At 60.4% G+C, this 13,309-nt stretch carries 11 protein-coding genes; 5 read left to right on the forward strand and 6 right to left on the reverse strand.

What is annotated here, in order from left to right; genetic code table 11:
• Positions 1-9 precede the first annotated feature (9 nt).
• The 3 genes from RGCCGE502_RS00780 to RGCCGE502_RS00790 are packed head-to-tail and all read right to left on the reverse strand — an operon-like array spanning position 10 to position 3,141.
• The gene (locus RGCCGE502_RS00780; protein ID WP_016552255.1) at positions 10-894 is read right to left on the reverse strand and encodes a carbohydrate ABC transporter permease; all 885 of its coding nucleotides are present in this window, start codon (positions 892-894) and stop codon (positions 10-12) included.
• Positions 887-1,849 (reverse strand): carbohydrate ABC transporter permease, encoded by a 963-nt coding sequence (locus tag RGCCGE502_RS00785; RefSeq protein ID WP_016552256.1) that lies wholly within the window; start codon positions 1,847-1,849, stop codon positions 887-889. The genes RGCCGE502_RS00780 and RGCCGE502_RS00785 overlap by 8 nt, the downstream gene beginning before the upstream one ends.
• Before the next feature lie 5 nt (positions 1,850-1,854).
• Complete coding sequence (locus RGCCGE502_RS00790; protein WP_016552257.1) at positions 1,855-3,141, reverse strand: ABC transporter substrate-binding protein; 1,287 nt, start codon at positions 3,139-3,141, stop codon at positions 1,855-1,857.
• Between the two features lie 201 nt (positions 3,142-3,342).
• On the opposite strand from RGCCGE502_RS00790, the gene RGCCGE502_RS00795 reads away from it, so the two are divergent.
• Positions 3,343-4,020 carry a TetR/AcrR family transcriptional regulator gene (locus RGCCGE502_RS00795; protein WP_016552258.1) on the forward strand — a complete coding sequence of 226 codons (678 nt, stop codon included), beginning with the start codon at positions 3,343-3,345 and terminating at the stop codon, positions 4,018-4,020.
• A gap of 158 nt (positions 4,021-4,178) precedes the next feature.
• Entirely contained in the window at positions 4,179-5,450 is a 1,272-nt protein-coding gene (locus RGCCGE502_RS00800) for a Gfo/Idh/MocA family protein (protein ID WP_016552259.1), read from the forward strand.
• Here RGCCGE502_RS00800 and RGCCGE502_RS00805 read toward each other — a convergent pair.
• The 3 genes from RGCCGE502_RS00805 to RGCCGE502_RS00815 are packed head-to-tail and all read right to left on the reverse strand — an operon-like array spanning position 5,447 to position 9,344.
• Positions 5,447-6,457 (reverse strand): hydroxyacid dehydrogenase, encoded by a 1,011-nt coding sequence (locus tag RGCCGE502_RS00805; protein WP_016552260.1) that lies wholly within the window; start codon positions 6,455-6,457, stop codon positions 5,447-5,449. The genes RGCCGE502_RS00800 and RGCCGE502_RS00805 overlap by 4 nt on opposite strands.
• Complete coding sequence (locus RGCCGE502_RS00810) at positions 6,454-8,310, reverse strand: DUF2264 domain-containing protein (RefSeq protein WP_016552261.1); 1,857 nt, start codon at positions 8,308-8,310, stop codon at positions 6,454-6,456. Before RGCCGE502_RS00810 ends, RGCCGE502_RS00805 begins: the two co-directional genes overlap by 4 nt.
• A 14-nt stretch (positions 8,311-8,324) precedes the next feature.
• Complete coding sequence (locus RGCCGE502_RS00815; protein WP_016552262.1) at positions 8,325-9,344, reverse strand: LacI family DNA-binding transcriptional regulator; 1,020 nt, start codon at positions 9,342-9,344, stop codon at positions 8,325-8,327.
• A 140-nt stretch (positions 9,345-9,484) separates the two neighbouring features.
• On the opposite strand from RGCCGE502_RS00815, the gene RGCCGE502_RS00820 reads away from it, so the two are divergent.
• From RGCCGE502_RS00820 to RGCCGE502_RS00830, 3 genes are all read left to right on the forward strand, one after another.
• Positions 9,485-10,774: an ABC transporter substrate-binding protein gene (locus RGCCGE502_RS00820; RefSeq protein WP_016552263.1), complete on the forward strand. Its 1,290-nt coding sequence runs from the start codon at positions 9,485-9,487 to the stop codon at positions 10,772-10,774.
• A 184-nt stretch (positions 10,775-10,958) separates the two neighbouring features.
• On the forward strand, positions 10,959-11,981 hold the full coding sequence (locus tag RGCCGE502_RS00825) for a LacI family DNA-binding transcriptional regulator (RefSeq protein ID WP_016552264.1): 1,023 nt from the start codon (positions 10,959-10,961) through the stop codon (positions 11,979-11,981).
• A 43-nt stretch (positions 11,982-12,024) separates the two neighbouring features.
• Positions 12,025-13,263, forward strand: coding sequence for an ABC transporter substrate-binding protein (locus tag RGCCGE502_RS00830; RefSeq protein WP_016552265.1), 1,239 nt, complete (start codon positions 12,025-12,027; stop codon positions 13,261-13,263).
• Positions 13,264-13,309: the final 46 nt, after the last annotated feature.

Consider the following 13,309-nt stretch of genomic DNA (forward strand, 5'->3'; position numbering starts at 1 on the left):
GTAACTGCATCAGCGCTTCATGCCTGTCGTGGCGATGCCTTCGATCAGCAATCGCTGGAAGAACAGGAAGAAGAAGAACACCGGCACCAGCGTCAGCGTGGACATGGCGAACAGGCCGCCCCAGTCCGATGCACTCGTCGAGTCGACGAAGGTGCGCAGGCCGAGCTGGATCGTGTAGGTGTTCATGTCGTTGAGGTAGATCAGCGGCCCAAAGAAGTCGTCCCAGGTCCAGATGAAGGAGAAGATCGCAGCAGTCGCCAGCACCGGCAGTGATAGCGGCAGCATGATCTTCCAGTAGATGCGCCAGGCACTGCACCCGTCCATCATCGCCGCTTCATCGAGTTCGCGCGGGATGCCGCGGAAGAACTGCACCATCAGGAAGATGAAGAAGGCATCGCTTGCCAGGAACTTCGGCACGACCAGCGGCAGGATGGTGTTCACCCAGCCGAGGTTGAGAAACAGCACATACTGCGGAATGAGCGTCACGTGGTATGGGATCATCAGCGTGCCGAGCATGATCGCGAACCAGAAGTTCCGGCCGGCAAAACGCAAGCGGGCAAAGGCGTAGGCTGCCAGCGAACAGGCAACGACATTGCCGATGACGGTCAATACCGAAATGACCAGCGAGTTCCAGAAAAACCGGCCGAAGCTGATGTCGAGGCCGACCCAACCGCGAAGATAGGATGAGAAGTCGATCGACGACGGAATGAGCGAGGTCGACGAGAAGATTTCGTTTTCCGGCCGGACCGACGCGGAGACCATCCACAGCAGCGGATAGAGCATCAGCAGCGAGCCGAGGATCAGTAGCGTATGGACCGTGATCGATGCCGGAAGGCTGCGCTTGGTGATGTCGGAAGGCGGTGCCGCAATGGCTGAGGTGATCCCGTTAGTCATCGTAGTGCACCCAGTAACGCGAGGTCAGGAAGGAGAAGGCAGTGAAGACCGCGATGATCAGCACGAGGACCCAGGCGAGCGCCGAGGCGTAGCCCATGCGGAAGTTTCCGAAAGCCTCCTGATAGAGATAGAGCGTGTAGAACAGCGTCGAGTTGATCGGCCCGCCTGTGCCGCCCGAGATGATGAAGGCCGGCGTGAAGGCCTTGAACGCATCGATCGTCTGAACGACGGCATTAAAGAAGATGACAGGCGTCAGGAGCGGCAGAGTGATCTTGTAGAACTGCCGGAACTTGGATGCGCCGTCGAGGCTGGCGGCCTCATACATATCGGTCGGAATTTGCCGCAGACCGGCAAGGAAGATGATCATTGGCGAGCCGAACTGCCAGACGCTGAGCGCCACCAGCGTATAGATCGAATAGCTGGGGTGTGAGATCCAACTCGGACCTTCGATCCCAAAATTGGCTAGCGCCGCGTTGACCAGGCCGTCGCGGGCGAAGAGCTGCCGCCAGAGGACGGCGATCGCCACGCTGCCGCCGAGCAGCGACGGCAGATAGAAGATGGCGCGGTAGACTGGCAGACCGCGCACACCCTTGTTAAGCGCCATCGCGACCAGCAGTGCGAAGGCGAGTTTGAACGGAACCGAGAGCACAACATAGGTCAGGGTCACCGACATCGCCGACGCGAACTTCGGGTCGGCCGTCGCGATGCGCACGTAGTTAGCAGCACCCACCCAGCCCGGCGACTGCAACATGTCGAAGTCGGTGAAGGACAGGTAGAGCGAAATCAGAGCAGGTCCGAGGGTCAGCCCGAAAAAGCCCAGAAGCCAGGGCAATAGGAACAGGTAACCCGGCGCATTGGCATTCCACAGCCGCCGAAAACGACTGTCTGCCACTGCTCCGTGGTAATGTTCCACTGCTACGGCTCCGCTAGCCGTCGTGCGCATCGCATTGGTCATAGGTTTCAACCTCGCGCGAGAATACGCGTGATCTCATCCACGAGCTGCTTGCCGCCATCGGCTGGCGTCACCTGGCCAAAGGCAACCTGCTCGGCAATGTTGCGCAAGGTCAGTTCGCCTTCGCCCGCGCCCGAGGGCGGCGGCGGCGGTAGCTTGCCCGCCAGGTCTCCAAGTCCAGCGACGTATTCCAGCGGAATTTTTCCGACATCGTCGAGCTTGCCAGCGACGACGTCGCGCATGGCAGCCGACTCCGGAATGCCGCGCTCGACGCCGAGCAAGGTCGCAGCGTCCGGATTCTTCACGAAGAAGTTGACGTAGTCGACCGCCTGGTCAAGCACCTTCGACTGCGACGAAACCGAGAAGAACATCGACGGCTTGCGGTAATGCCCACCCTTGGAGTCCTTGGCGACCCGCATGTAGTTGGTAAGCGCAAGCTTGTCCTTGTTCATCTGCTGATAGGCAACGAACTGATTCGAATGCGCGTAGCCGGCGGCCGACTTGCCGAGCGAGACGGTGTTGGTTTCGATATCGTTCTTGTCCAACGCCTGAATGTCGGCGGGGACGCAGGCGCCGCTTTCGCGGAACTTGTTCCACATGTCGAACCATTCGGAGGCTTCCTCGACGCCGAAGGCAATCTTGCCGTCCGCCGTATAGAGGGCCTTGCCGCGCTGGCGAAGGTAGTTTTCGAACAGGGGTTCGGCACCGCTGCCGTCGGCCATGCCGAACATGCCCTTGCGCTTGCCCGCCTTGGTCAGTTCAGCGGCCATCTTACCGAATTCTTCCCACGTCGTCGCTTGGGTCGGCAGTTCTATGCCTGCTTCCTGGAAGGCAGTGGTATTGAGCACGGTTGCAGCCGAGTTGGCACCGAGGCTGACACCATAAAGATGTCCGTTCACGCTGCCGCCTTCGATCTGTGCCTTGTCGAAGTCATCGAGATTGAGCTTGGCCGGCATATAGGATTCAAGCGGTGCAAGCGCACCGCGCCCGGCATACTCGACGATGTAGCGATAATCCATCTGGATCACGTCGGGTGCGTTCTTGCCGGCAACCTGCGTTGCCAGGCGCGGCCAGTAGTCGCCCCAGCCGAGAAATTCGCCGGTGATCGAAACGCCCGGATTTTTCGACTTGTAGAGATCCGAGACCTTGTTGGTGCGGTCTGCGCGCGGTTGCGAGCCCCACCAGATAAGGCGAAGCCGGGCATCCTCTGCGAATGCAGGGGCACCGAGCGCCGAAAGCGATAGGAGCGAAGCTCCTCCCGCCATGAAGCCGCGTCTATTTATGCTGAACGTCATCTGTTCTCCTCCTCCCTTGGGGAACGCCTCCACACGTTCCTTGCTGGTTTCTCTTGCAACAAATAACTAATTGGTTACAAGCTATGGACAAGCGTTGAGGCTGTCAAGCGCCGATGTTGATGGTGCTCCTCACGCTTCTCGTTTTTACAATCTGTTCTCAACGTATTATGAGCGCAATGGGGAAATTAGAAAGGTGAGCCGATGGAAGGCGCCGGCAGAAATGGGGAAAAGAAGAGAGTAAGGCGGCAATCGCCCGAACGTGTCTTGCAGCGCGATCCGGAACGGACCCGTGCTGCAATCCTTGAGGCTGCGACCAAGGAATTTGCCGAGAACGGCATGGGCGGGGCGCGCGTTGACGCCATCGCCGAGCGCGCCGGCACAAACAAGCGCATGCTCTACCACTACTTCGGCGACAAGGAGCAACTCTATCTCAGGGTGCTGGAGGAGGCCTATGTCGGGATTCGCACCGCCGAGCGCGAGCTCCATATCGGTGACCGCACGCCTGAGGAGGGCATTGGCGAGTTGGCCCTGTTCACCTGGCGCTATTTCCTGAAGCACCCCGAATTCCTCAGTCTGCTCGGAACCGAGAACCTTCATCGCGCCCGCTGGCTGCGCCAATCGGTTCGGCTGAAGGAACTGCATTCGCATTTGATCGGAGAACTCGCCGACGTGCTGGAGCGCGGCAAGAAGGCTGGCGTCTTCATCGCCAATGCTGACCCGCTGAACGTTTACCTGACGATTGCTTCGCTCGGATATTTCTACCTGTCCAACCAGTATACGCTGTCGACGATTTTCGGTCGCGACTTGGTTGAACCCGGCAACATCGACGCCTGGGAGCGCCACATCGTTCACGTGACCCTGGCATCGATTTCGGCCTGATCCGTGAAATTCGCGATCGGCTATTGACAGGAAACCATCTCTGCCGTCAGGTAACTATTTAGTTACAGCCTTGCCGTGAGCCGCGAATTGGGGGCGCGGTTTTTGTCGGCCAGGCATTAGGACGCTGTTCGTTTCATACGCATGAGGAGGATCATTCGATGGAGAAACGTCGCTTTGCCTTGATTGGAACGGGAAACCGCGGCACCACCATGTGGGGCAAGGAATTGCTTGCCGGCTGGCGCGAGCATGTGGATCTCGTGGCGATCGTCGACACCAACTCGCTGCGTGCCGAGCGAGCCCGCACGATGATCGGCAGCAATGCGCCGATCTACGACAACATCGACGCGATGCTCGCCGAGCAGCAGGTCGATCTCGTCATCGTCTGCACGCCGGATTATACACATGACGACATCGTCGTTCGTGCTTTGGAAGCCGGCATCGACGTCATTACGGAAAAGCCGATGACGACGGCGGTCGACAAGATCCGCCGTATCCTCGATGCGGAAAAACGAACCGGCAAGCGCGTGGACGTGTCGTTCAACTACCGCTACGCGCCGACGGCGGCCAAGATCAAGGAACTGCTGAATGCCGGCGAGATTGGTCGCGTCACCTCGGTCGACTTCCACTGGTACCTCGATACGAAGCACGGGGCCGACTATTTCCGTCGCTGGCACGCCTACACGGAAAACTCCGGCAGCCTCTTTGTGCACAAGGCGACACACCACTTCGATCTTCTGAACTGGTACTTGGACAGCGACCCTGATGCCGTCACGTCCTTCGCCGACCTGCAGAACTACGGCCGGAAGGGGCCGTTCCGCGGCCCACGCTGCAAGCTCTGTCCGCACTCGGGCGAGTGTGACTATTACCTAGACCTGGAAGCCGATCCTTTCCTCGATTCACTCTACGAGGATCCGTCGAAGATCGACGGCTACTTCCGCGACGGCTGCGTTTATCGCGAGGATATCGATATCCCCGACACGATGGTCGTCAGCGTCCGCTACAAGAACAACGTCCATGTTTCCTATTCGCTGAATACCTTCCAGCCGATCGAAGGTCACCACATCGCCTTCAACGGCACGCATGGGCGCATCGAGCTCAGGCAATACGAAAAGCAGCCCTGGGAAACGCCTGACGAGGACACTATCCTGCTTGTCCGCAATTTCCCGAAAGACAAGCCGGCCGTCGAACGCATCGTCGTGCCACATTCGGCGGGCGGCCACTACGGCGGCGACAACCGCATGCGCAACATGATCTTTAAGCAGGGGATGGAAGACAAGCTTGGCCAGCGCGCTGGCACCCGTGCTGGCGCCATGTCGGTACTGTGTGGCATTGCGGCGCTCACCAGTTCGCGCACCGGCAAGGTCGTGAAGATCTCCGATCTGATGCCGGAGATCGTCGCCGGTGCATCGGCGAATCTGAAAGCCGGCTAAGCAATAAGTGCCAGGTCGCGACGTAGGATCTGGTAGCGGAGCGGTTCGCCATTGGTGAACCGCTCTATTTCATCGATTGCCATGTCCCCGAGGCGCCCGCGCTCGAGCCCCACTGCGCCGGCGATGTGCGGCGTGAGGAAGACATTCGGCAGATCGTAGAAAGCCGACCCCCTCTCGGGTATTTCAGGGTCCGTAACGTCGATGATGGCGTCGATTTTCCCGTTGGCGAGCGTCTTGAGCAGCGCAGCTTCGTCGATCAGGACGCCGCGCGCCGTGTTGATCAGCGTTGCGCCGTCCTTCATCAGCGACAGCTCCTCCGCTCCGATCATATGACGCGTCGACGGAAGAGATGGCGCATGCAGGGAGACGATATCGGATCGTGTCATCAACGTCGGCAGGTCGACCTTCTCGGTTCCGAGGCTTTTCGCCTCGACCACATCGACGGTGGGGTCGAAGAGCAGCACATTGTATTCGAATGGCCGCAACAGCTCGATGACCCGTCGACCGATGCGCGATGCGCCGACGATGCCGACCGTGCGGCGATAATTGCCGATCGCCAGCCGCTGCATCGCGTGCGTCCGGTCGCGGTCGCGATCCGCGACGTAAAGGTCGCGAAAGCGGAATACTTGCTTGCCGGCGAAGATGATTGCCGCAAGCGTAAACTCCGCAACCGGCACCGAGTTCGCTTCGGCGGCGTGCGTGACGGCAATGCCGGCATCGAAGATCTGCTCGTCGACGATTCCCTTCACGGTTCCGGCCGCATGGGCGACGAGCCGCAGCCGTGGTGCGGCCGCAAGAACCTCGCGACCGACATAGGGCGCCCCCCAACCGGTGATGAGGATGTCGGTCTCGGCGAGAACGCGTCGAGCACGATCGTCGCTAAAGCTTTGAAGTGGCAGGGGATCGAGAACATGGCCGATCGCCGCCAGCCGGTGCATGGCCTCGGCGTTCAGGACGTACTCTGTTCGGGATGGCTGCATCGCAAGCGCGACGGACGGGTGCTTCATGGCATCTGCCCCGGCGCCTTGAAGGCGCTGACGGTCACGCCCTGGCTTGCCACGAGCTCTTCAAGTTCGCCAATATCAGGTGCTTTCGGCGGGTTCTTCCAGGCGCCCGTGACCGCAGTCGTGTCGTTGGCCGCAAGGACGGCGGTCATGAGGATGGTCTGTCCCACCGGGATCTCACCGCGCAGCTGCGGAACAAGCGTCTTGGCGACGATCATGTTGGTATTCGGTGGTGCCTTTTGCGCCAGGCCTACGCGCGTGGCCTGCGAACCGATATCGAGAATCCCGCTGAAATCCGCTTCGCCGATGGCGCAGGCGCTCGACGCTTCAGCTGCGAGCATATCCAGTTCGAAGTCCCGGCGGGCGATCGCAAAGCCGCCCTCCGCCGTCTGCAACGGCCGGGGCGTGTTGATCCGGTGGACGCGGACGTGCCAAGGCGCTGCCGGCACCAGCCAGGTTTCGACATCCACATCTGGGAATGGCGACCACTTGGAGTAAAGAACCTCACCTGCAAGCTTGGCTTCCCGGTTGGTCTCGCGAACGCGGTAGTGGAGGCCGTCATCGCTGAAGGCAAGGGCGGAATCGAAGGCCGCACCGGCGAAGTTGCGCTCGTCGGATTCGACGCTGAAACCGTAGCGGCTGGAATAGGCGAACTTTGCGTATTTCTCCGTGCCGAACCGCATCTGCAGGTTTTCCTGACCGGAGGAAAGCGCAACGACGTCCCCGTCGCTGCGCATCAGTACCATGCCCGGATGGCGTTGGGGGAGCACGCTCGCTGTTTCAACTGGCGGCGTTTCCGCAGCCGTCCAGAAGGGATGATCCTCGGCAAGTGCAAGCGGCAAGAACGCCTTGAAGGCCCAATAGGGCGAACCAGCCGAATTATAATTTTCAGACATCAGTAGGTTGGGGTAGCCGAAGCCGATCGACAAAATGCCGTCGCGGTTGGTCATCGGCTTGTCCTTCCACCAGCGCAGGTGCTGCAGGCAAAGGCTCTTGATCTCGCCCCAGGGCAGCGCTTCAAGATCGGCGAAGGCAAGCGCCGACCAGAAACCGGCGCAGGCAAAGCGGTAAGTCAGGCTGCGGCCAAAGGGAATCGTCGCGCCATCCGCGCCGAACCAATGCTTGAAGTCGTTTGCAAAGAGGAGGGCGCGTTCGCGGTAACGCTTCGCGTAGTCGTCATCAACGAGCTTGGAATAGATCAGGCCATAGAAGTGCATGGCGAACGGAATATAGTGGTCGATGCGGCGGACATTGCCGTCGAGGTACCAGCCGTCACCGATATAAAAGCCTTCAAGCTCCTCGAGATATTGCCTGGTCAGGCTACGGTCGAAATTGGCGCCAACGCGGTCGAGCGCGATGTCGACGAAGATGCGGAAGAATTTCCAGTTGTTGTCGGCATAGTCGAACTGCCTGGCGTGCTTGAGGTAGGCGACGACATTGTCGCGCGCCCGACCGCCGAGCGGTTCCCAGATCTTCTCCGGCACCAGCGCCAAGGCAAAGCCGAGCGCCGCAAGCTCCACCATGCGCTGATCGCGACCGTTGACGGTCCCCCAATACTCGGGGTGTCTCGGGTCTGTGCCATTGGCGATGCCTTCGGCAAAACGGTGCCACTCCTTAAAGTCGCCGCCCCCTGCTCCCAGCGGAGCCAATCCCCAGAGCGGCCGCGCAAAGCCTTCGAGATCCGCTGCCGCGCGATCGAAATGCGCAGCCGCGCCATCAAGCCGGACGCGGGCATTGCCTGCCGAAAAATAGGGAAGCAGCGGATCGAAGAGGTCACGCAGCGCGAGCGACATGTCCTCGCGCGTCTTCAGCGGATTGTTGGCAAGCGGATTTGCACTGGCGGGGTCATAGGTCATCGGCATTGCTCATTTCAGGGTTTCGGAACGGTGCCGCCGCCAATCGGCACGACGGCATGGCAAATCTGGCGGGCAGGGGCATTGCGGTCCTTGAAGCGCGCAACAATGAGGCTGACCGCCTCCCTGCCAAGCGCCACGCGGTCGACGCGCATGGTCGATAGCGGCGGGTTGGTCATCAGCGCGCAGGGAAGATCGTCGAAGCCGACGATGGCGAAATCCTCCGGCACCCGCATTCCGGCCTCGGTTGCGGCTTCGAGAACGCCGACGGCGATGAAATCGTTCATGCAGAAGGCGGCAGTGAAACCGGCGTTCTCCGCGAGCACGGCGGACGTCAGTTCGTGCGCTTCGCGGGTTGCGCTGCCATGGAAGGTCATCGACACAAGGCGTCCTTCCGCACCCTCCACCTCTGAAATCGCAGCTTTGAAGCCGCGCACTCGCTCGCGAATCGTGTTTCGGTGCGATCCCGTCAAATGTAGGATCCGGCGATGGCCGGCATTCAGCAGGCGGGTCGTCGCTTCATAGGCACCGAAAAAGTTCGAGGGCGAAACGCCGTCGATCTTGAGCCGTGGATCGGTGCCGTTGACCAGCACCGTCGGGATCGCAGCGTCCTCGAACCAGGCGCGCAACTCGGCGCTTGGATCGATTCCGACGAGGAACAGCCCGCCGGCACCGGCCGTCTGCATATACTCATGGACCACGTCTGGCGCAGCCCTGTTCTCGCGGATGAGCCGCACCTCGAAGGGAAGACCGGCATCGAGGGCGCCGGCGCGCAACCCTTCAACGATCCCTTCGTAGAAGACGCTCAGCCCGCCTGTTACCCCATCGCTGGCTATCAAGGCGAGAGTGCCGCGCAGCGGACCGCTCGTCGTGCGGGCCGAGTAACCGTTCTCGGCCGCCACCTTGAGAATATGCTGGCGCACGCTTTCGCTGATCCCAGGCTCGTTGGCGAGCACGCGGGACACCGTGGATACGGATACTCCCGCCATCGCGGCAATGTCGGCTTGTCTCAGTCTTTTGGTCTTCATCTCGTTCATATTGAGGAGATTATGCAAATAATGCAAATTTGCAAGAAAAAGATAATTTGTTGCATTGAGTATTTTTTTGCGTAATCTACGCCGCATAAGCCCACTAAGCCGTTGGAGGACGGCGGGGCGATGAAAGAGGAGGATGAAAGATGCAGGTCAATCGCCGTTCATTTCTGATGGGTTCGGCCGGTGTTGCTGCCGGTCTGGCCTGCGGCGCAGGAGGCTCGATCCCGGCTTTTGCGGAAGATTCGAAGCTTCGCGCGATGTGGTGGGGATCGAACGATCGTGCCAAACGCACGCTCGATGTCACGAAGCTCTACGAGAGCAAGAATCCCGGCGTGTCGATCGTCGGTGAATCCCTGAGTGGCGATGGCTACTGGACCAAGCTGTCCACACAGATGGCCGGTCGCGCCATTGCTGACGTGTTCCAACTCGAACCGGGAACGATCTCGGACTACTCCAAGCGCGGTGCCTGCCTGGCACTGGATGAATTCGTACCCTCGACATTGAAGGTCGATTCGTTCGGCAAGGACATGCTGAAGCTGACGACTGTGGACGGAAAGCTTTACGGCGTCGGTCTTGGCCTCAACTCCTTCGCGCTGTTCTTTGACCAGACTGCCTTCGAGAAAGCGGGCATCCCAGTGCCGACTGCGGACCTTACGTGGGAAGAGTATGCCAAGCTTGCGGTCGAACTGACGAAGGCTGGCGGCAAGGACAACTACTGGGGCGGCCCCTACGGTGCGCGCTACACCTACGTCTTCGATGCCTGGCTGCGCCAGCGCGGCAAGAGCCTCTATGCCGACGGCAAGCTCGGCTTCAATGTGGACGATGCGACGGCGTGGTACACGTTCTGGGAAGATCTGCGCAAGAAAGGCGGCACCGTCGCTGCCGATATCCAGACGCTTGACCAGAACACCATCGACACGAACGCACTCGCGCTCGGAAAATCGGCAATGGGGATGGCCTATTCCAACCAGCTCGTCGGCTACCAGCTTCTTTCCAAGAACAAGCTCGCGATCACGCTGCTGCCGCGAGAAAAGAAGGGTGGACCCTCCGGCCATTACTATCGCCCGGCATTGATCTGGAGTGTCGGCGGGAGCACCAAGAACGGCGAGGCCGCGGCCAAGTTCATCGACTTCTTCGTCAACGACGTGGAGGCTGGCAAGATCCTTGGCGTCGAGCGCGGCGTGCCCATGTCGCCGGTCGTGCGCGAGGCGATTCTCCCCATCCTCAATCCGACCGAGCAGGCGACCGTGAAGTATATCAACCTGCTGAAAGATCAGGTCGGCGAATATCCGGCACCGGCACCGCTCGGCTCGACACAGTTCGACCAGCGCGTCTTCCGTCCGATCGCCGATGAACTCGCGTTCGAGCGGACGACTCCCGCCGAAGCGGCGGCACGCCTTCTGGAAGAAGGGAAGGCGACGATCAAGGGCTGATTATTCCCTTATCGAGACGAAGCTTTGGATCGCGGCGGGTACCGACCCCGCCGCGATTTTTCTTTAGTCACCCACCATCTTCGTGGCCGCATGACAATTGTATGATTTTTGATTGAGAAAACCTTTTCTCACTTGACGATGCCCTTGGGAAAAGCTTTTCTCACGTCAAATAGGGAGGGGCGCGGTGAACGTCACTGGCGGAAAAAGAGGCCGGATCACCATTCACGACGTCGCAGCGGCGGCTGGTGTTAGTATCTCCACCGCCTCGAAAGCGCTGAATGAAACTGGCCGCATGAGCGCCGAAACCCGGGAGCGGGTGAAGCGCATCGCCGGCGAGGTCGGGTTCCGTCCGAATGCGCTTGCCCGCGGCCTGCTGAGCAAACGCAGCTTCACGATCGGCCTGTTGACCAACGACACCTATGGGCGCTTCACGCTGCCTGTCATGGCCGGCATTTCGGAGGCGTTGCTCGATCACGGAGTATCGGTTTTTCTCTGCGCGATCGAAGACGATCCAGCGCTCGGTCAGATCCATGTCGACGCCATGCTGGAAAAGCAAGTGGATGGGATCATCGCCACTGGAAAACGATTGGATCGGCAGCTTCCGATCGATCTGTCGGACCTGCCTGTCCCCGTTGTCTACGCATTCACCGAGGGGACATCCACAAGCGTTACCTTCCGCTCGGACGACGCGCAGGGCGCGCGACTGGCGGTGGAATGGCTTGTGAAGATGGGCCGTCGTCGAATCGCTCACGTGACCGGGCCGGAGAGTTTCTTCTCGGTTCGCGAGCGCGCGGATGCCTATCGCGATGTCATTGGCGGCGAGGGCCTCGTCATGTTTGGTCACTGGGCCGAGCTCTGGGGTCACGAGGCTGTCGCTGATATTTGGAACAAGGAAAGCGAAAGGCCGGATGCGATCTTCTGCGGCAACGATCAGATCGCCCGTGGCGTGGTGGATGCGCTGCGCGAGCGTGGTTTACGCGTGCCGGACGATGTTTCCGTGGTTGGTTTCGACAATTGGGAGATCGTCGCCGGCCAGACACGGCCGCCGCTCACCTCCGTCGATATGGAGTTGAAGGAACTGGGGCGTCAGGCCGGGTTGACGGTCCTGGCGCTGGCGGAGGGACGCCCGGTGGATCCGGGTGTCAGGAAATTGCCGTGCCGGCTTGTGGTGCGGCAGTCATGCGGGGCCCAAAACCCCAGGAGATGAGGAACCGGCGCGGAGGAGATGCGCCAAATTGGGAGGAAGTGCCATGATTAAGCGTCTGTTGGCTGCGACAAGCGTTGCCACCCTATGCCTGGTGTCCGGAGCGTCGGCCGCCGAGAAAGTTGAAATGTGGGTCCGTTCCGGTATCGGCGAGTCCTTCAAGAAGGTTGTCGAGGCCTACAATTCCAGCCACGAGAACCAGGTCGTTGCGACTGAGGTACCGTTCTCGGAACTCGTCCAGAAATACGCGACCGCCATCGCCGGTGGGCAGGCGCCGGATGCCTTGTCGATGGATCTCATCTACAACCCGGCCTTCGCTGCTGCCGGACAGTTGGAAGACCTGACGGACTGGGCAAAGAAGCTGCCCTATTTCAATTCGCTATCGCCGTCGCACGTCCGCCTCGGCACCTATCAGGATCGCGTCTACGGTTTGCCGTTGTCGGTCGAGACCTCGGTTTTCGCTTGGAACAAGGACCTCTACAAGAAGGCAGGTCTTGATCCTGAAAAGGCGCCAGCGACCTGGGAGGAAATCACTGCCAACGCCGAGAAGATCCGCAAGCTCGGTGATGACACCTACGGCTTCTATTTCTCCGGCGGCGGCTGCGGCGGCTGCATGATCTTCACGTTCACGCCGCTCACCTGGGGTGCGGGTGCCGACATCCTGTCGGCCGACGGCAAGACGGCGACGCTCGATACCCCGCAGATGCGCAAGGCGGTCGACTACTATCGCGACATGGTTAAGAAGGACCTTGTCCCGGCAAGTGCTGCCAGCGACAATGGTGCCAACTTCCTGACCTTCACCAACGGCAAGATCGGCCAGCAGAGCCTCGGTGCCTTCGCGATCGGCACGCTCGTCACCGAGCATCCCGACATCAATTTCGGCGTGACGCTCATCCCGGGCGTTGACGGCAAGCCGTCCTCCTTTGCTGGCGGCGACAACTTCGTCATCACCAAGGGCACCAAGAAGATCGACGCCGTGAAGGAATTCCTCGAATACATCTACTCCATGGACGGCCAGAAGATCATGGCGAAATACGGCAGCCTGCCGACCCGTGGTGACATCGCCGACAAGGTGCTCGAGGGCCTCGATCCCCGGATGCAGGTCGGCCTGAAGGCCATCTCGGTCGCCAAGACCCCCTACACGCTGCAGTTCAACGATCTGATCAACAGCGCCAACGGCCCGTGGGCGACCTTCACCAACGCTGCCATCTTCGGTGACGATGTCGACGGCGCTTTCAAGAATGCGCAGTCGGAGATGCAGTCCATCATCGACAGCGGCCAGTAATCTCCCAAAGGCCGTGGCCGGAGGGTGGTGGCAGTCCTCCGGCCGA

The sequence above is a fragment of the Rhizobium grahamii CCGE 502 genome (assembly GCF_000298315.2).
In the GTDB taxonomy this organism is placed as follows: domain Bacteria; phylum Pseudomonadota; class Alphaproteobacteria; order Rhizobiales; family Rhizobiaceae; genus Rhizobium; species Rhizobium grahamii.

Coding starts and splice junctions, on each gene's coding strand:
- RGCCGE502_RS00800 (WP_016552259.1), top strand. CDS start 4,179: ATGGAGAAACGTCGCTTTGCCTTGATTGGAACGGGAAACCGCGGCACC.
- RGCCGE502_RS00795 (WP_016552258.1), top strand. CDS start 3,343: ATGGAAGGCGCCGGCAGAAATGGGGAAAAGAAGAGAGTAAGGCGGCAA.
- RGCCGE502_RS00780 (WP_016552255.1), bottom strand. CDS start 894: ATGACTAACGGGATCACCTCAGCCATTGCGGCACCGCCTTCCGACATC.
- RGCCGE502_RS00820 (WP_016552263.1), top strand. CDS start 9,485: ATGCAGGTCAATCGCCGTTCATTTCTGATGGGTTCGGCCGGTGTTGCT.
- RGCCGE502_RS00830 (WP_016552265.1), top strand. CDS start 12,025: ATGATTAAGCGTCTGTTGGCTGCGACAAGCGTTGCCACCCTATGCCTG.
- RGCCGE502_RS00790 (WP_016552257.1), bottom strand. CDS start 3,141: ATGACGTTCAGCATAAATAGACGCGGCTTCATGGCGGGAGGAGCTTCG.
- RGCCGE502_RS00815 (WP_016552262.1), bottom strand. CDS start 9,344: ATGAACGAGATGAAGACCAAAAGACTGAGACAAGCCGACATTGCCGCG.
- RGCCGE502_RS00785 (WP_016552256.1), bottom strand. CDS start 1,849: ATGACCAATGCGATGCGCACGACGGCTAGCGGAGCCGTAGCAGTGGAA.
- RGCCGE502_RS00805 (WP_016552260.1), bottom strand. CDS start 6,457: ATGAAGCACCCGTCCGTCGCGCTTGCGATGCAGCCATCCCGAACAGAG.
- RGCCGE502_RS00810 (WP_016552261.1), bottom strand. CDS start 8,310: ATGACCTATGACCCCGCCAGTGCAAATCCGCTTGCCAACAATCCGCTG.